Source organism: Neobacillus vireti, from assembly GCF_036962465.1.
Classification (GTDB): domain Bacteria; phylum Bacillota; class Bacilli; order Bacillales; family Cytobacillaceae; genus Neobacillus; species Neobacillus vireti_B.
Genome location: NZ_JBALNF010000033.1, coordinates 68,747 through 87,792 on the forward strand (window position 1 = coordinate 68,747; position 19,046 = coordinate 87,792).

The window sequence follows — 19,046 nt, forward strand, 5'->3', positions numbered from 1 at the left end:
CATTAGTATAATAACTGATTTTATCTGAATTTTTATCAATGAGTTAATCTTTGTTAGATATTTTAAGGCACCTGATTATCAATCGTCAAAGCTCAAATTAAGTATAAAAAAGCTGAACCCGTATGGAACGGGCTTCAGCTTTTTTAAATGGAATTACTGAATACTTCCCAACCAACTTAATCTAGAATTTGTACTAAACAATCAAAATCAGGAACATCTCTTGAAACTTAACAATTATGCTGATTGTTTGTATTGATCAAATTCTTTCTTTAACTGGTCACTCGGTTCCGGTGTAACCAGACTGACTAACCAGATAGCCGCCAACCCAACAATGAACCCTGGAATAATCTCGTAAAGACCTTTTGCCAATACGGGAACATTGGCCCAAACAATTACAGTAACCGCTCCACCAATCATACCGGCAAGAGCCCCCCACCGATTCATCCGTTTCCAGTAAAGGCTCAAAAGAATAACTGGCCCAAAAGCTGCTCCAAAGCCTGCCCATGCATAAGCAACAAGGGAGAGAATAGTGCCATTTTTATTAAAGGCCAGTAATACAGCTATAAAGGAAACAACAAGGACGGAAAGTCTGCTTACAAGTAACAGTTCTTTGTCTGTTGCTGACCTGCGGAAAAAAGTCTTATAGACATCTTCTGTCAGGGAGCTTGCCGTAACCAAAAGTTGAGAAGAAATCGTACTCATGACGGCAGCTAATAATGCCGCTAACAAAAACCCAGTAATAAGTGGATGGAAAAGAATTCCGCTTAATTTAATAAAAATTGTTTCTGGATCTGAAAGATTAATTCCTTGCTTTGAATAATAAGCTAAGCCAATAAAACCAGTAAACATCGCGCCACCGACAGAGAAAATCATCCATCCCATACCTATTCTCCGCGCTTTCTTAATCTCTTTAACGGATGAGATTGCCATAAAACGAACAATGATATGAGGTTGTCCAAAGTAACCTAACCCCCATGCCATTAAAGAAATAATCCCGAGCAAAGAAGTCCCTTTAAAAATATCAAATAATTTAGGATCGATCCCTTTTATCTCACCAAATGCCGAGTCAAATCCGCCTACTTGTATAATAGTGACAGCGGGAACAAGAATAAGAGCAATCACCATGATTATTCCTTGGACAAAGTCGGTCCAACTAACCGCTAAAAATCCGCCGAATAAAGTATAGCCAATGACAACAGCAGCTATTATCCAAAGACCTGCCTGATAGTTAAGATTAAAAGTTGACTCAAAAAGAACCCCGCCTGATACCATTCCAGAAGAAACATAGAAAGTAAAGAATACAATAATAACAAGTCCGGAAGTTAACCGCAGTATTGACGAGTTATCCCCAAAACGATTTTCCAAATAGGCTGGTATCGTCATTGAATTATTAGCGGTTTCCGTATAAATTCGCAGTCTTGGAGCCACGTACAGCCAGTTTAAATATGCGCCTATTGTCAGACCGATGGCAATCCAGGATGCACTCAAACCTTGGGTAAACATCGCACCAGGCAATCCCATTAGCAGCCATCCGCTCATATCAGATGCACCGGCACTTAATGCCGTAACTGCCGCTCCCAGGCCTCTTCCACCAATCATATAATCTGATAGATTAGAAGTTCGTTTGTAGGCGAAATAACCAATTAAAAGCATTCCCACCATATAAATACCAATTGAAATAAGTATCTGAGTATTCAATCTTCATCCCCCATTTTCCGTATTACCCCATAATAACACGATTACATCCATAGAAGATACACTTGGTTCAATTTCCCGGGAGAGCCCCCTCAAGAGGGAGCTCTCCGATCCTTTTTGTTATGATAGTTTTTTAGATTTTAACTTAGCTTGAGTAAATAACAGTAAGTAATCGTATCCTCCTGCTTTTGAATTCGTTCCTGACATATTAAAACCGCCAAACGGGTGTGCTCCCACTAATGCACCCGTACACTTTTTATTGATATACAAGTTGCCACAATGCATATTTTCAAGAGCAAAGTTAATTCTTTCCTCATCCTTTGAATGGTAGGCACCTGTTAAACCATACTCTGTATCATTATAAATCTCAATGGCTTCCTTCCAATCAGCAGCTTTCGAAATCGCTAGAACCGGTCCAAAGATTTCCTCCTGCATGATACGGGCTTTTGGATCAACATCCGCAAAAATAGTTGGCTCAATATAAAACCCGTTTCCAGCTGCTCTTGAACCGCCTGTTAGGAGTCTGCCTTCCATCTTACCAATTTCAATATAGCTCATAATTTTATCGACCGATTTCTGATCAATTACTGGACCTATTGAAAAGTTTTCTTCTGGAAGACCAATGGATAGGTTTGCCGTCAATTCAACTACCTTTTCCACCACTTGGTCATAAACTGATTCTACGATAATCGCTCTAGATCCTGCTGAGCATTTTTGTCCCTGAAAACCATAAGCAGAAGCAACAATAGCCGCAGCCGCTGCATCCAAGTCAGCTGTTTCATCAACGACAACTCCGTCTTTCCCACCCATTTCGGCGATGACACGCTTTAACCACAACTGGCCTGGCTGAACCTTTGATGCCCGCTCATAAATACGGCATCCTACAGCACGTGAGCCTGTAAACGAGATGAATCGTGTTTTTGGATGTTCAACCAAATATTCACCCACGTCGATTCCATCCCCAGGCATAAAGTTAAGTACACCTGAAGGTAGTCCAACCTCTTCCATTAATTCTACAAATTTAGCTGCAATCACAGGAGTTGCATCTGCAGGCTTTAAAATAACGGTATTACCAGATACAATCGCGGCTACCGTAGTACCCGCCATGATGGCTAATGGGAAGTTAAATGGAGATATGACAATTCCAACGCCCAGAGGGATGTAAGATATTTGGTTGTCTTCCCCTTCAATTTTAGTAAGCGGCTGATGAATGCTTGTTTCACTCAAGCGAATCATTTCCCTCGCATAAAACTCCATAAAATCAATGGCTTCTGCTGTGTCCGCATCAGCCTCAACCCAATTTTTCCCTGATTCATATACTAAGTAGGAGGAAAACTCATGCTTCCGTTGTCTCATTAAGTCAGCTGCTTTGAATAAATACTCTGCCCGTTCGACAGGGGCAACTTTTTTCCACGTTTCAAATGTTTTCAAAGCTACCTGCATAGCCTTTTCAGCCAGCTCCTGACTCCCTTTACTAACAGTTCCAATAATTTCATCGACATTTCCCGGATTAATAGAAACTGTTTGATCTTCCGTAAACACTTTTTCGCTTCCTATTACTATCGGATACTTTCTGCCAAGCTCCTTTTTAACTTTTGCAAGGGCTGAATACATGGATTGCTTATTTTCTTCCATTGAAAAATCAGTGAAAGGCTCGTTTTTAAATGGTGATACTTGGATTGTTGTTGTCATAATATTAAGACTCCTTTTTGTATAAATTTGTTATTTTAATAGATTTTTAAGTACAAACCATACATTTGCTGGTCTTTCTGCTAAACGCCTCATGAAATAGCCAAACCAATCGACTCCATAGGGGACATATACACGGACTTTAAAGCCTTCTTTCACAAGTCTTGTTTGAATATCTTCACAAATGCCATAGAGCATTTGGAACTCAAATTGTTTTTTCGGTATTTGATACTCGCTCACGACTGACTTTGTATATTCAATCATTGTTTCGTCATGGGTAGCGATCGCAGTATAAAGGCCGTTTAAAAGATGCTGTTTAATGATTTTTTTATAGTTTTCATCCACATCCCTTTTCTCAGGAAAAGCAACAGATGCTGATTCTTTGTAAGCCCCTTTCACAAGGCGCAAGTTTGCTTTCAGTTGATTTAAATCGGCAATATCCTGCTCGGTCCTGTGGAGATAAGCTTGAATGACTAGGCCGACATTGTCATACTCCTTACGAAGCTCTTTGTAAATATCGATTGACAGTTGGCAATGCGCATAATCCTCCATATCAATTCTCACAAAATTATTATAGAGTTTAGCACGATTAAGAATTTTACGCATATTCTTCACGCAAAGCTCTTTGCTTATGTCAAGTCCAAGAGATGTCATTTTAAGGGAAAGATTTGAATTAACGCCTGCCTCATTAATAGCATCCAAAGTTTGAATACACATGGCAGCCGATTCAAGCGCCTCTTCTTCGGTATAAACAAATTCTCCTAAATGGTCCAAGGTGACAACCTTGCCTTCGCTATTAAGCCTATTTACAACCTCTATAGCCGACTTAATAGATTCACCTGCTACAAAACGGCCTGCTCCAAAACGCAATCCATATTTCTTTGCAAGTTTATTAGCGGAAGTGTTTTTCCCAAGTGATTGAAACATGTTTCTCATTATGAATTCCAAATCCTTCAACCTCCTTAAAAGATTATGTAAGCTCTTACACAATTGTAATATTTTTTATACACTATTGTCTATATATTTTTAATTTAAACAATATTGTTAACTTGATAAATTGATAATAAACTATAATCAATATTTTTTGAACATTATTGTCACATTATCTAACACACATTTACAATGGTGTTTAATCTATATGTTCACGAGTAAATATAAAATTGAAGAACTTTGATAGAACTAAGAACTAAAATATCCTTTTCAAATTTCCAAGTTACAAATCTAGCAACGAACTTTTACTGTTCCACAAAAAAAACATCCTATTCTCGTAAATAGGATGTTTTTAGATTATAGCTATATATCAAAAATGGTTATGGTTAGACCTAACGTAAAACTCGTGCCGCACTTGAAAACTTAGACGGATTATAAGCTGCAATTTTTACAACGTCACCTGTTTGTGGTGCGTGGATATATTGCCCGCCTCCAATGTAAATACCAACATGGTAGGCTGGGTTTCCTCTGAATACCAAATCTCCCGGCTGTACTTGACTCGGAGAAATTCTGATACCAACATCTTGCTGGTCTCGTGCTACCCTAGGAAGATTAATGCCAGCTGCATTTCTAAACACATATGAAGTGAATCCTGAGCAATCAAAACCACTAGGCGTTGTCCCGCCCCAAACATATGGAGTGCCCAAAAATTGTTTTGCATAGGCAATAATCGCACTTGCCGAACCAGAGTCAGCTGGAGGGGCTGCGACTGCCGGTGGCGCAGGCTTAACAGGCGTGCTGCTTACTGGTGCTTGCGTTTCTGGTGCTTGCTGTTCGGTTTGTCGAGCAGGCTGATGAGCCTTTTGTTGAGCTTGTTGAGCGCGCTGTTGTGCTTGTTGCTGTGCCAGCTGACGTGCTTGCTCAGCAGCCTTTTGTTCTGCTAGCTTTCGGGCTTCTTCAGCCTTTTGTTGTGCCAATTGTGCCTGTTGGTTTTGTAATGTATTTTTTGCATCTGCTAATTCTTGTTCAATTTCTTTTTTATCTTCTGCAATCTTTTGTTGTTCAGAAGCTAATTCAGTTTGGCTCTTTTTTAATTGATCGAATTCATTATGTAATTTTTCTTCGGCATTTTTTAACGCTTGCTCTTTTTCATTTAAACCGTTCAATAAATCCGTATCACTTTCCATGATATTGGAAATAGCAGTGAAACGAGTTAAGAACTCAGAAATGTTATCGGATGAAAACAAAAGCTCTGCGTAGGTAGCAATAGATTGTTTACCTTCTAATTGAATAGTTTTTAGCCGTTCAGAATAGACCAGTTTGTGAGCATCTAAGGACTTTTGGGCATCTACAATTTCACCCTTAGTTTCTTCTATTTTTCCTTGTTGTGTTTTAATCTGATTGTTCAATTGTTCGCTTTTGTCCATTGCTAAGGAAATCCGGTTGTCTAATTGTTGAATCTTTGTTTCAAAATCGTCAATTTTCCCTTGCGTAGCATTGATTTGGCTTTGTGTTTGCGTCACCGGGCTGGCAAAAGCAGGCGTAGTAGAAATCATAGTGGCGATAATGGAAGCGGATACGGTATATTTTATTAATTTTTTTATCATTATTAGTTCTCCTCTAGTAACCTATAATTCTTACATTATTTCTCAATAAATTCTTAATATATTCTTAATATATTCTTAGTTTATATTCCAAAAGGACTAAAAACAATGAATTAGTCGATAATGTAATATAATTGTAATTTAATGTAGAATAATCTAATTAGAATGTCGACTTCTGTTATTACAGGCTAGAGGGTACAATCGGCAAAAAGGTTTGTCCTCCATCACTTACTTACTTTTCTCTTCGCAAACCAGAAGTATCTTTAATTTCTTAAGTATTATCTTTAGTTTTTTGTGGTTAAAAGTTTTGAGTGCCAAGCTAGAATAAAAGAATACGAGAATGAGAGGAGGGCCGCCTCTTTGTTTGTAAGCGCTTCATAGTTTGTAAAAAATACTTTTTGTGGGGGTAGAAAATGAGAGGAAAGTTGAAAAGATTCATTTCATTACTTCTTGTAGCCTTTTTAGTAATCCCGACGGGCTGGATTGGACATGTTGCGAAGGCAGCGACAAACGTAGATATTCCAGTTATTTTGTATCATCGCATTATGGATAATCCTAACAATCAATGGACGGATACTAGCACAGATACGTTTAAACAGATGATGAAGTATCTTGATGACAATGGTTATACCACTTTGTCTTCGCAACAATATGTGAACATCATGGAAGGAACAGAAACAGCTCCTGCAAAACCGATCCTATTAACCTTTGATGATGGAACTCCTGAATTTATTACCAACGCTCTTCCGACATTGGAGCAATATAACATGAAGGCTGTTCTGTTTATTGTCAGCGACTGGATTGGCGGCGGTTATAGCATGTCACTCGCACAGTTAAAAGATCTTGCCAAGAACCCTTCTCTTAGTCTCGAGAACCATACTAAGACTCATGACGGTGCAATTTGGGGAACTGATGGCGGTACTAGAAGTTCTATAACGAAAGAACAAGCTGAGGATCAAATCAAATCTGCAAATACTTTTCTTAAAGGTATTACAGGCAAAGACCCTGTTCTCATGGCATATCCTTATGGCAGCTATAATGATGCTGCAATACAGGTAAACAAGGAAAATGGGATTAAGTATGCATTTAAAGTTGGATACCCTAATGGGGCCGACAATTATACCATGGGTCGTCACTATGTAACCAATCAGACCCTGGCACAGTTTGCACAAATGATTGGCGGACCAGCACCGGCACCAACCCCGGATCCTACTATTAGAACTGTCTATCAGGAAACCTTTGCTGGTGGATTAGGTGTTGCTACAAAAGCGGGCAACCCGCAAGTAGAACCAGTTTCCGGAAAAGTATTTGATGGAAATGATGATGGAAAAGCTATCTATGTAAGTGGCAGAACAAACAACTGGGATAGCGTGGACATTCCATTCAGCAAGGTAGGGATGGAAAACGGAAAAAAATATACGATTACAGTCAAAGGATATGTTGATGGAAGTGTAAATCTTGCAACAGGTGCAAAAGCTCTCCTTCAGAATGTGGACAGCTATAATGGCTTGTATTTAGCTGCAGATTATCAAGCTGGCCAAGCTTTTACTTTAACAGGTGATTACACTGTTGATACAAGTAAAGATAGAGCCCTGCGCATTCAATCTAACGATGCAGGAAAAACGGTTCCGTTCTATATCGGAGATATTCTTATTACAGAGAAAGTAGCTTCAAGCGGGGGAACTGATTCTGGGCCACAAAGGCCAGCAGCACAAACTTTCAACCCTATTACATTTGAAGACCAAAAAACAGGCGGTTTCGAGGGTAGAGCTGGTACAGAAACGCTTACTGTAACAAATGAAGCAAACCATACTTCTGGCGGATCATATGCTCTTAAAATTGATGGCAGAACACAAGCTTGGAATGGTCCATCTTTACGTGTTGAAAAATATGTTGATCTTGGAAAAGAATATAAGATTTCTGCTTGGGTCAAGCTTATTTCACCTGATAGCTCACAGCTTCAGCTTTCTACGCAGGTAGGCAATGGCGGAAGCGCAAGCTACAACAATCTTCAAGGTAAAACAATCAGCAAGGCAGACGGCTGGGTTAAGCTAGAAGGCACTTACCGTTATACCAATGCAGGCGATGAATTTTTATCTATTTATGTAGAAAGTTCAAATAACGCTACTGCATCCTTCTATATTGACGATATCACCTTTGAGCCTACTGGTTCAGCACCGATTACAGTCCAAGATTTAACTCCGATCAAAGATGTCTATAAAAATGATTTCTTAATCGGAAACGCCGTATCGCTGGCAGATCTCGATGGTGTTAGACTGGATCTCCTTAAAAAGCATTTCAATATTGTCACAGCAGAAAACGCCATGAAACCAGATCAGGCGTATAATGCCAATAGACAATTTGACTTTACCGATGAGGACGCTCTTGTTAACAAAATCAAAGCAGCAGGCCTAAAATTGCATGGACACGTCCTAGCTTGGCACCAGCAGACGCCTGAATGGTTGAATACAGATAATAACGGAAATCCATTGAGTAGAGATGAAGCACTCAAAAATTTAAGGACCCATGTCAAAACAGTCGTTGAGCATTATGGTACCAACGTGATTTCTTGGGACGTGGTTAACGAAGCGATTAACGACACCCTGCCGAACCCGTCGGATTGGCAAGCATCACTCCGTCAATCTGCATGGTACAAGTCCGTTGGACCAGACTTTATAGAGCAGGCATTCCTAGCAGCGAGGGAAGTTCTGGACGAAAAAGGCTGGGATATCAAGCTTTACTATAACGATTACAATGATGATAATCAAAACAAAGCTGAAGCCATCTATCAGATGGTTAAGGCAATCAATGATAAATATGCACTGACACACCCCGGAAAACTTCTTATCGATGGTATTGGTATGCAGTCACACTACAATTTAAATACCAACCCAGAAAATGTTAAAAAGTCGATGGAAAAGTTCCTTTCTTTAGGTGTAGAAGTAAGCATAACCGAGCTTGACATTGCAGCTGGCAGCAACAGCCAACTTACTGACAAGCAAGCAAATGACCAAGCTTATCTATACGCGCAATTGTTCAAGATTTACAAAGAACATGCAGCTCACATCGGACGCGTTACATTCTGGGGTCTAAATGATGCGACAAGCTGGAGAGCAGCCCAAAGTCCGCTTATTTTTGATAAAAACTTACAAGCAAAACCAGGGTACTATGCTGTCACAGATCCGGATAACTTTATCGCAGAACATGCGCCTCAAGTGAAAGTGGCTAAACAATCTACGGCTTTATTTGGTACTCCTACTATTGATGGAACTGTAGATGATGTTTGGAGGAATGCACCAGAACTTCCAGTTAACCACTATCTACAAGCTTGGCAAGGAGCAAACGGTGTATCCAAAGTACTTTGGGATAAGGAAAACCTGTATATTTTAACACAGGTAAGCGATTCTCAACTTGACAAATCAAGCCCTAATCCATGGGAGCAGGATTCAGTTGAAGTTTTCGTTGATGAGAACAATGCAAAAACATCGTCCTACGAAAATGGAGACGGACAATATCGCGTAAACTTTGACAATCAGACTTCTTTTAATCCTGGAAGCATTGTCAATGGTTTCGAATCTGCAACCCACGTATCTGGTAATAGCTACATCGTTGAAATGAAGATTCCGTTCAAAACTGTTACTCCACAACATAACTCGAAGATCGGTTTTGATGTACAGATCAATGACGGTAAAGATGGTACCCGTCAAAGCTCTGCTACATGGAACGACACAACTGGTAATGGCTATCAAGATACATCTGTATTTGGAGTCCTAACACTTGTTGATACCGCTGCACCTGTTACTACTAATAATGCACCAACAGATTGGGTTAATAAAGATGTTACGGTTGATCTTACAGCAACTGATAATGGTTCTGGTGTTAAAGCTACTTACTACAAAGTTGATAACGGTGCACAACAAACTGGAAATTCTATCACGATTTCTGATGAGGGGGTTCATAATTTCACTTATTGGAGTGTAGACAACGCTGGAAATATCGAGGCAGAACATTCAGCCACAGTCAAGATTGACAAGACAGCACCAACGTTAACTATTACTCTAGATAAAACGACTATTTGGTCACCCAATCATAAAATGGTGCCGGTTACGGCTACTATTAGTTCATCTGATGCCGAATCAGGAATTGACTCAGTTGTGTTAACTTCCATTACAAGCAATGAGAAGCTTCAAGCTGATGATATTCAGAATGCTAAATTGAATACAGCTATTACTGGTTCTACTGCTACCTTTGAACTGCGTGCGGATCGATTAGGAAACGGTAATGGACGTGTTTACACGATTACTTTTTCGGCTACAGATAAAGCTGGTAATGTAAAAACTGAGAGTGTTACTGTCACTGTTCCACATGATCAATCTAAATAATTTTTAAAATGTCGAAATACCCTGAAGGCGCGCCATTCAGGGTATTTTTTTGAATTATATTTTGTTATAGCTAGCTAAACGTTTCGTATCTGACATTCAAACAAAACTCAATTTCAACATTGGGCTGAGTACCTAAATGTTGGTGATTGTCCAGTCAATCTCCTTCTGCCCTGTTTGGCGTAAGAACTCATTAGTCCGGGAAAATGGCTTGCTGCCAAAGAAACCACTGTTGGCAGAAAAAGGACTAGGATGTGGTGACTTTATAATAAAATGTCTTGGTGAAGTAATCAGCTGTTGCTTTTGTTGTGCAAACCTTCCCCACAAGATAAAGACCACAGGTTTCTTTCGATCATTCAAGATTTCTATGATTCTATCGGTAAACTTTTCCCAGCCTATCCCTTTATGCGAGTTAGGTTTCCCCGCCTGTACCGTGAGCACAGCATTTAGCAGCAGTACCCCTTTCCCTGTCCATTCCGTTAGAGATCCATGATTTGGTATCTCGCAGCCTATATCATTATGCAATTCTTTATAAATATTTTTCAATGAAGGAGGAATGGTTACCCCTGGCTTGACGGAGAAACTAAGTCCATGAGCCTGTCCCTGTCCATGATACGGATCCTGTCCGATAATCACCACTCTTGTATCCTCATAAGAAGTAAAATGGAGTGCATTGTATATATCATGCCTATCAGGATAGATTACTTTGTTCTGGTAATCTTCCTTTAGTATCTGTCGCAAACGCAGATAATAGCTTTCTGTGAATTCCCGTTCTAGTAAAGGAGCCCAGTCATTTTTTAAAATGGTCATTACATAAACACTCGTTTCATTTTGGGTTGTCTATTAATTATAAATACCGGTAGAAGGAGTTATCAATGTTAAAAAAATTAATTCTTTAATTGGTTGGATGAAAGAATAGAAATAGGCAGCCACTTATTTAATTAGTGATCTGCCTTTTATACTACCTTCAAATACCCCTTAAGGAAATGAGGTAAACATTTTTGGCGGATAGTTGAATTTTTTGGAAGTTTATCCATGTCTTCCTGGGAATCTAACAATCTTGGTAAATTTTATCCAAGATATCTTAATTGAAATATTTAATAAAGGGGCGTATTCTATGAAAGTTATTGTTTTTTTAGTGATAGGACATTGGCTCCAAAGTTTTTGAGTCAGTTAGTTAGTTTAATGAGGGAGAAGAGCTTTGATGAATGGAAAATGGTTTTTAATGATGGCAGGCTTAATCATTATTTGGAGTGTTTCTTGGCCCATTTATAAACTTGCATTGGTATTCACACCTCCATTGCTTTTTGCAGGGATGAGGTGTTTGTTTGGCGGCGTGCTCCTAGGCGCAGTCATTTGGAAAACACGTGCCCGCATTCAATGGCGAAAGAATTGGAAAATATATGTCGTTACCGGCACTTTAAACATAGCGTTGTTCTATGGACTGCAAACAGAAGGGCTTAAATTAGTACCATCAGGTTTATTCTCTGTAATTGTCTATTTTCAACCTATTTTAGTAGGTCTTCTTGCTTGGCTATGGTTAGGCGAGTCGATGACCCTAACAAAAGTATTGGGGCTACTTCTAGGGTTTCTTGGTGTCATCTCTGTGAGCGCAGAAGGATTTTCCGGCCATGTCTCAATTTTAGGTATTATTTTTGGGTTATTATCAGCCCTTTCCTGGGCATTGGGGACAGTTTACACAAAAAAAAATGCTCACTCCGTTGATTTGCTTTGGATGGTTGCATTCCAGTGTTTAATTGGAGGATGTATTCTTATGATTGCCGGTCTTTCGTCTGAAAAGTGGACGAGTATTGTCTGGAATGATACTTTTTTATGGGGGCTTTCATTTGGTACTATTCTCGGAATCGCGATATCATGGATACTGTACGTCATGCTCGTGAAAACAGGGGATGCAAGTATCGTGGCTACATTTACATTCTTAGTTCCAATGCTCGCAGTTGTCATTGGAACGGTATTTTTGAACGAACCCTTTACGAAACTCTTGTTTTTAGGAATCGTTCTGATTGTGGCCAGTATCTATCTCGTAAATAGGAAGCAGGCCACGAAAAAGGTTGTAATGAAAGAGAAAATTGGAGCTTAATCGTTCAGAAAGAAAACAAAAGAAGACCCTTATTTTATTATTATTAGGCAGACAAGCACCGAGCCCCAAAATCACAAAAGATTTTGGGGCTCGAATTTATGGCTTTTTACATAACTTTCCTCAAATTACCCTTAGCGAGCCACGGAAACCCCTGGCAGCATAGTAGGATTCTGCTCCATTGTGGTACATAAAGACCGTGTCGTAGCGACGGTCACAAAAGATGGCCCCGCCGAGTTTTCTAATATTAGCAGGTGTTTTCACCCAGCTCGATGTTTTAGTATCAAAGTTTCCAAGTTTCTGCAGCTCCCGGTATTGTTCTTCGGTTAAAATCTCAATACCCATGTCAGCTGCCATATCAATAGCGCTGTTTTTTGGTTTGTGCTCTTTCCTCGACTCGAGCGCTTCACGGTCGTAACAAACACTTCTTCGGCCTTTAGGACTTTCTGCTGAACAATCATAAAAAATGTATTCGTCCGCCTTTAGATCATATGCAATCACATCCGGTTCGCCGCCAGTTCTTTCCATTTCATTAAGCGACCACAGTTTTTCAGTATTCGTTTCTAGCTTTGTTTGCACGTTTGCCCATTCAAGTCCCTTATGGCGATTCATGTTTTTCTCAAAACGAGCTTTTAATGTTTTGAGTATTTCTTCATGTTGTTCTGCTGACAACTTCCTTTTATTATTTTCCATACAAATACCTCTTCGTATAATATGTTTAGAACTACTTTTTTTAAGATTACCCATTCGCCCGAGAGAATTCGCTTCCTTTTCGGAATTGGTTCTTATTGGATTACTTCATCTACTATTTTCTTATACCTTCTTCATTTTGTCGATAAATAATAAATGATTAAATTTTATAGGTGCTCGCTAGAGGATAAAAGGAATTTCATTAGATGGTCTGGAAATGGAACAAATTGTTACATATGAAGGTAATTGCTTCTATAGAGGTGTATGGATACGCAGTGAAATGAGGAATTTACAAACAGAAGCCGTCTTAAAACATTAGCCAAAGTACACTCTTACACTCCCTTCATTATTTGCTGTTGTTAAACAATTTTGTATAAAATCCAGGATTTGTTTTTGATCCCAAGGAAAGAACTCTCTTCTTGTCAAAGAAAAATCACCTTTTTTACAGAATTGCTTGTAGGCATTCATAGCCTTTTCAATTTGTTGTATTGAGAAGGTAGCACTTCCGCCTGATCCGCTAACTCCTGCATAGTAATTATTTGCATCAAGAACATTATACAGTATGGCAGCATTATAATTCCCCATGCTAAAACGAGCATAAGCGATTTCTTTCCCTGCTTTATTGTACCCTGATATATCGTGGCCCATTATTTATCCTCCTTCAGATCTAAATTAACTTATCAAAAATAAATAGTCTTAGGAAACTTATATTGATAATTTGTTTTAATGGTTTACCTATCTTTTTGGTCTACTTTTTTATAAACAATTCTCTTGAAATAATATGGAAGTAGTAGGTGTTAAAGGAGATTTGTGAAGATTCAATAAGGAGATTGTTCATAAACGTTGCATCATTAAGAGTTGTATATATTCTTCGAGGTCTTCTTAAAATCATTGTTTTGATGGGGAAAATGATGAATAAAAAACGCCATAATTTAAAAAGTAAATATTTTTATTGTCATATTTCCATTTTGCTACCTCCTCCCGATAAAATAATATCACATTAGATTTCATAGAAATTTAGTCTTTTCAAAAGCTTTTTTACAATTATGTGAACATAGTAGTAGCCTGTATCGACAACGATTACTTAGTAATCAACGATACAGGCTCTTTTATCAAAGTCTCTCATTTAACTTTTTTATCAGGGTAATCATGGGTAACATAGGTCAGGCAAATAAAGGATGCCTTCAATTAATAGTTCTACTATTCGCCGATTCCCTCAAGATTATTTAAAAAGTTATCAAGCAATGTACGTACTTCATCTGTTGACTTTGTATTCATTAATTGATTTCTTAATTCACTTGCTCCTCGAAATCCTTTGACATATATCTTAAAGAAGCGATGAAGAGCAGTGTACGGACGCAGCCCTAAACTTGAATATTTATCATGTAGATCTAAATGCAATCTTAAGAGATCAAGCAATTCCTTACTGCTATGATCTTTCGGTTCTTTTTCAAAGGCAAAAGGATTATGGAAAATGCCACGCCCAATCATAACCCCATCAATACCATATTGATTAGCAAGCTTTAAGCCAGTTTGACGGTCAGGAATATCCCCATTAATCGTCAATAGTGTGTCTGGTGCTACCTGGTCTCGAAGTTTCTTAATTTCCGGGATTAGTTCCCAATGAGCATCTACTTTGCTCATTTCCTTTCTTGTACGCAGATGGATGGAAAGATTAGCAATATCTTGTTTCAATATGTGTGTCAGCCAGTCACGCCATTCCTCTACATCCGTGAAACCAAGCCTTGTCTTTACACTTACGGGCAACCCTCCTGCTTTTGCTGCTTGTATTAAATTTGCTGCAACTTCAGGACGAAGGATAAGACCACTTCCTTTTCCGTGTTGTGTCACATTAGGTACAGGACACCCCATATTGATATCTATACCTCGAAACCCAAGTTCCGCCATACCAATACTCATTTGCCGGAAATATTCAGGCTTATCTCCCCATATATGGGCTACAATTGGCTGCTCATCCTCTGTAAACGTCAAACGCCCCTTCACACTTTGTTTTCCCTCTGGGTGACAATAACTCTCCGAATTTGTAAACTCTGTAAAAAACACATCAGGTCTGGCTGCAGCACTTACTACGTGGCGAAAAACAACATCTGTCACTTCTTCCATTGGAGCCAGTATAAAAAATGGTCGTGGTAGATCACGCCAAAAATTATCTATCATTTCAAATTCAAATCCTCTCATTATGGGATACCTGTGCAAGCCCTTGCTCCCCAAAATAAAAAGCAAGGATTCCCCTGCTTCTTCTACACTGATACGTGCTTAAGCACTTTTTATCAAGCTATAGTAAATATACATTTTAATATTATCAAATAAAAAGTGCAAAAGAAAATAGGGAAGTTGAGGTAATTTAGGTTTATTTGATCGAAAGAGTTTATTTTTGGATTTCACTTCTAAACTAATTGCCTCAACACTTTTTCCTCGGCCAAAAAAGTGCCTTTCACCACCGAAGAGCAAGGTTGTAAACGAAATACCTAACATCATAGCGATCTCAGCACCGCGGACTGTCTTACCCATTTTGCTGTTAAGTATCCCATTTGTCACTTTTTCAAGCACTCCCGCACCGCCAAGCACACCCCCATTATGCCATAGACAGAAATAACTAGCGTAACCGTTACCATCATGCTGCTAATGCCGCCTGTTAGGAAACCTTTCGGAGCACCATCCTTAACTGAGATAACATTGTCGAACGTTAGAAGGTGAAACGCCAGACCTGTTATCGTTCCTAAAATGATCCCTATAGTTATAGCTTTATAGATATTGCGGGTTTTGATTGCGATAATTAACATGACGACGACCGGAACCAGCATAACCAGTGAGTTTGGATTCATGTTCTTGGCAAGGATATCCGAAGCACCATCCCCTGCCGTGCCGCGACCGCGGATCCAAAATAGAACAAATGAGATAGCACCTGCGACCAAGGAATATTTCAACCGGCTGGCAACACAGCCGCCCACTTCAGCAAAACCATCTTTTTTTGTATATTCTTGAGTTCCAGCAGAAATGATGGTGGTATCTGATATTGGTGCTAAGTTATCACCAAAAATAGAAGCACTGACGAGTGCACCTGCAAGAATGGCAGGATCGCTTCTCAACAATACCCCAGCCGGGTAGAAAATAGGGAAGCAGGTAAACATTGTTCCGATCGATGATCCGGTGGCAGTCGAAATCACACAAACTGCCAGGAAGGTAAACGCCGTGAATAATCCTCCATACACGCCCAAGAGGTTTGCAAGCCCTTAGAAACTTGAGAACCCTAAAACAGTTATGTAAGGTCACGTTTAGTATTCTAAATATTAATGACGGAATGATTTATCTAAGAGAAAATAAGACTTTTACGATCGTTGAACTTAAAAGTAACTTTTTAAAAATAATTTTGAATGTAATTCCCACCAAATTTCGCCCACGTTTGATCCATTAATACCACTGAATTCAGGAAGTAAAAAGTGCAAATACTATTTTAAAGTAGACTTTGGGATTTGGAGGACCATTTTATGTTTTCAGATTTGATTTCAATATTTAGGTTATTATTAACTTCCTTTTATTTACTAGCAATATGGAAAATCGGGGATTGGAAAAATTGGAAAAATTATTATCCCACTCTTCTATTTTATATCTCCGTAAATTTAGGAATTTGCTACCTTATTGATGATTTCCCTCTTTGGCGGTATAGAGATACACTCTTCATCAACAATCATAAAATAATTGACTTTTTCAATACTTTAATTGCCTTTCCAGCGTTAATCTTTCTTTACCTTTCTCTTTTCCCTGTCAAATCGTCTTGGTCTCGACAGGTATTTTATATGATATGTTTCATGCTCATCGAGATTCTGGTTGAAGGTGTATTTATGTATGGAAAACTGATTGTATACTCAAATGGTTGGAATTTTTGGTGGTCTGCCTTAGTATGGATTTTTATTTTTATTGGAGTTCGCTTACACTTTATAAAACCACTTTGGGCATGGGTATTAAGCTTCACTTGTACTGGATTTCTTATCTTGTATTTCGACATCCAGATTTAATTAGCGAAAATTGGAACATAGGTTAATTAAAAAATATAAATTAGCTTGTGTAATAAAATCTTCAAGTAAAATTTTCATCGCAAGAAAACAAAATAAGGAAGATAGACTGTAAGAAATTTGTGGTTAGTTAAGGCCAGAAAAGATATTGTATTAAAGCACTTTTCGATCCAATGTATTTTTCTAATGATAGACATACGGTCCCCCCTAGTCCCTCTCAAACTTCACTTTGAGGTTGGTGTGCATGTACACCTTTGTATCCTGTTATTCAATATTCAATAATTCCTTATCAACCTGTCCAGATTAAATAATTAAGGATTTAATTTTGATTAAGTGATATCCCCTTTTAGCAGCTTAGCTTTTTTCAATAGACAGTTTAGTTTTTATTTGGTTAACTGCAGATACTAGAACTTAAAATTAGAGTGTTTATATTCTAGTTCTAACACTTCCCCTGTAAAGGGAATTATTGTAAAAAAATTAAAGGAATTAGGATTTATAAAACACTAGAGTCCAATACGCATGTTAAATTTATGTGACAATTTTTTGTGTCTTTTTACAATTAAATGCAGATAATAATGATAAGGAAAAGGAAAAAAAGAACAAGACAATCTTCCAATACTTTATGGATTAATAACGGAGGACTTATGCTTACTCTTTCAATTTTAATGGCAATTGTGCTTATAGGAATTATTCCCTTGGTTTATTTTAAAAGTAATATTTCGCTCTTTGAACTGTTGGCTTCCTTTTTTTTAGCATTTACGATTGGAAACGAACTATTTAATATTTTTTCACTAAATATGGAAGTGATTAAGGGGAAAGATAAAATTGGTGATTGGTTTTGTATTGTCTATTTCATGCTTTTTGTCCCAGTTTTATTACTTTGGATGCTTCAGCTTATTTATAATCGTAAGACCAATACAGGGAAAACAGTTGTTTTACTTATTTTCATTTTAACAGTAGCATTTAGTGACCAGGTCATCTTACATACAAAACTTTTAATTTCTTCTAGATGGAATTATATTTTTTCTTTCTGTCATTCATTTATAGCAATAATAATTACTTTGCTTTTCGCATTTTTTTTCAGACATTTAATAAAAAACGAAAAGAAAGTTGGATAATATGAAGACTTATGCACTTCCCAATTACTTTGACCTGAACGAAACCATTATACTTTTGTTTTGGTTTGTCCTTTTTTATTTTTATATCAAGTTACCAAAGCAATTCCCTGCATCCCTTACAGTATTTATTTTGGTTTTCGGAGCTTTTTCAGCAAGATTAGGGGATATTTTGTTTTTCCCTTATGATTTATACGATGTAATGGATAATCCTAAGCATTGTATTTTCGACTTAATTTTATATACTTTAATTTACCCTTTATATGTATATTTTTACTGCTATTTTTATGATAGATTTAAGTTAAGTACAGAATTTCAGTTTCTACATATTATTTGTTGGGCGATACTTTCTTTTATCTTTGAATGGTTAGGTAGTAAAGCTGGTATCTATACCTATAAAGGTTGGAGACCTATCTACTCATTTAACATTTATTTATTATTGATTTCCTGGTACACTTTAATGCTTTATAAAGCAAAGAGTTTACATAAAAGCGCAGCTCCATAAAAGAATTCCCAATAATAATCAATTGTTGCTTCATTCATTTGCTCCTAAAAACGAGATAATCATAGTTTGCCCCAATTTTTCTTTTTGGGATGTAGTTGAAGTTGTTGAAGGTTCAACGTGTATTTTTCAATGTAAAAATATTAAAGATAATGGTTATTTGTATAGAGAAAACTGCTGTAATCCCCCTCTTTTTGTACAATCAATTTGGTTATGCTCACTGCAGAGAAAAAATGCGTGATTATTTGCGAAGTATATCCCTTTCATGGTTAAACGAGGAACTAGATCATGTTTTACCCAAAGAAATATC

15 protein-coding genes are annotated in these 19,046 nt (G+C 37.9%); 5 read left to right on the forward strand and 10 right to left on the reverse strand.

Translation table 11 applies throughout. The annotated features are described in order from the left end of the window. Positions 1–234 precede the first annotated feature (234 nt). The 4 genes from putP to V7077_RS15330 all read right to left on the reverse strand — a co-directional run bounded on the left by putP (position 235) and on the right by V7077_RS15330 (position 5,921). A complete protein-coding gene (putP, locus tag V7077_RS15315; protein WP_420489657.1) occupies positions 235–1,686 on the reverse strand; it encodes a sodium/proline symporter PutP in 1,452 nt (483 codons plus the stop codon). A 129-nt stretch (positions 1,687–1,815) separates the two neighbouring features. After that, positions 1,816–3,387, reverse strand: a complete 1,572-nt coding sequence (gene pruA, locus V7077_RS15320) for an L-glutamate gamma-semialdehyde dehydrogenase (RefSeq protein ID WP_335503345.1) — start codon at positions 3,385–3,387, stop codon at positions 1,816–1,818. Between the two features lie 30 nt (positions 3,388–3,417). Further along, positions 3,418–4,332: a proline dehydrogenase gene (locus V7077_RS15325; protein WP_335503348.1), complete on the reverse strand. Its 915-nt coding sequence runs from the start codon at positions 4,330–4,332 to the stop codon at positions 3,418–3,420. 374 nt (positions 4,333–4,706) lie between these two features. Then, the gene (locus V7077_RS15330; protein ID WP_335503350.1) at positions 4,707–5,921 is read right to left on the reverse strand and encodes a C40 family peptidase; all 1,215 of its coding nucleotides are present in this window, start codon (positions 5,919–5,921) and stop codon (positions 4,707–4,709) included. Positions 5,922–6,331: 410 nt separating this feature from the next. Between V7077_RS15330 and V7077_RS15335 the strand changes: the two genes are divergently transcribed. Further along, the gene (locus tag V7077_RS15335) at positions 6,332–10,300 is read left to right on the forward strand and encodes an endo-1,4-beta-xylanase (RefSeq protein ID WP_335503353.1); all 3,969 of its coding nucleotides are present in this window, start codon (positions 6,332–6,334) and stop codon (positions 10,298–10,300) included. A gap of 132 nt (positions 10,301–10,432) precedes the next feature. Here the strand turns inward: V7077_RS15335 and V7077_RS15340 are convergent, their stop codons facing one another. Continuing rightward, on the reverse strand, positions 10,433–11,107 hold the full coding sequence (locus tag V7077_RS15340) for a uracil-DNA glycosylase (RefSeq protein WP_335503356.1): 675 nt from the start codon (positions 11,105–11,107) through the stop codon (positions 10,433–10,435). A gap of 394 nt (positions 11,108–11,501) precedes the next feature. On the opposite strand from V7077_RS15340, the gene V7077_RS15345 reads away from it, so the two are divergent. Next, on the forward strand, positions 11,502–12,398 hold the full coding sequence (locus V7077_RS15345) for a DMT family transporter (protein ID WP_335503358.1): 897 nt from the start codon (positions 11,502–11,504) through the stop codon (positions 12,396–12,398). Between the two features lie 120 nt (positions 12,399–12,518). Here the strand turns inward: V7077_RS15345 and V7077_RS15350 are convergent, their stop codons facing one another. The 5 genes from V7077_RS15350 to V7077_RS15370 all read right to left on the reverse strand — a co-directional run bounded on the left by V7077_RS15350 (position 12,519) and on the right by V7077_RS15370 (position 16,318). Further along, the gene (locus tag V7077_RS15350; RefSeq protein ID WP_335503361.1) at positions 12,519–13,088 is read right to left on the reverse strand and encodes a DUF4256 domain-containing protein; all 570 of its coding nucleotides are present in this window, start codon (positions 13,086–13,088) and stop codon (positions 12,519–12,521) included. A 312-nt stretch (positions 13,089–13,400) separates the two neighbouring features. Next, complete coding sequence (locus V7077_RS15355) at positions 13,401–13,733, reverse strand: hypothetical protein (protein ID WP_335503364.1); 333 nt, start codon at positions 13,731–13,733, stop codon at positions 13,401–13,403. A gap of 552 nt (positions 13,734–14,285) precedes the next feature. After that, positions 14,286–15,263 carry a tRNA dihydrouridine synthase gene (locus V7077_RS15360; protein WP_335503367.1) on the reverse strand — a complete coding sequence of 326 codons (978 nt, stop codon included), beginning with the start codon at positions 15,261–15,263 and terminating at the stop codon, positions 14,286–14,288. A 99-nt stretch (positions 15,264–15,362) separates the two neighbouring features. Further along, the gene (locus tag V7077_RS15365; RefSeq protein ID WP_335503370.1) at positions 15,363–15,656 is read right to left on the reverse strand and encodes a hypothetical protein; all 294 of its coding nucleotides are present in this window, start codon (positions 15,654–15,656) and stop codon (positions 15,363–15,365) included. After that, positions 15,641–16,318 carry a Na+/H+ antiporter NhaC family protein gene (locus tag V7077_RS15370; protein WP_335503528.1) on the reverse strand — a complete coding sequence of 226 codons (678 nt, stop codon included), beginning with the start codon at positions 16,316–16,318 and terminating at the stop codon, positions 15,641–15,643. The genes V7077_RS15365 and V7077_RS15370 overlap by 16 nt, the downstream gene beginning before the upstream one ends. A 276-nt stretch (positions 16,319–16,594) precedes the next feature. Between V7077_RS15370 and V7077_RS27735 the strand changes: the two genes are divergently transcribed. The 3 genes from V7077_RS27735 (at position 16,595) to V7077_RS15380 (ending at position 18,739) form a co-directional block, all read left to right on the forward strand. After that, positions 16,595–17,122 carry a CBO0543 family protein gene (locus tag V7077_RS27735; RefSeq protein ID WP_420489656.1) on the forward strand — a complete coding sequence of 176 codons (528 nt, stop codon included), beginning with the start codon at positions 16,595–16,597 and terminating at the stop codon, positions 17,120–17,122. Between the two features lie 641 nt (positions 17,123–17,763). Further along, positions 17,764–18,237, forward strand: a complete 474-nt coding sequence (locus tag V7077_RS15375) for a hypothetical protein (protein WP_335503374.1) — start codon at positions 17,764–17,766, stop codon at positions 18,235–18,237. Between the two features lies 1 nt (position 18,238). After that, on the forward strand, positions 18,239–18,739 hold the full coding sequence (locus V7077_RS15380) for a hypothetical protein (RefSeq protein ID WP_335503378.1): 501 nt from the start codon (positions 18,239–18,241) through the stop codon (positions 18,737–18,739). Positions 18,740–19,046 lie beyond the last annotated feature (307 nt).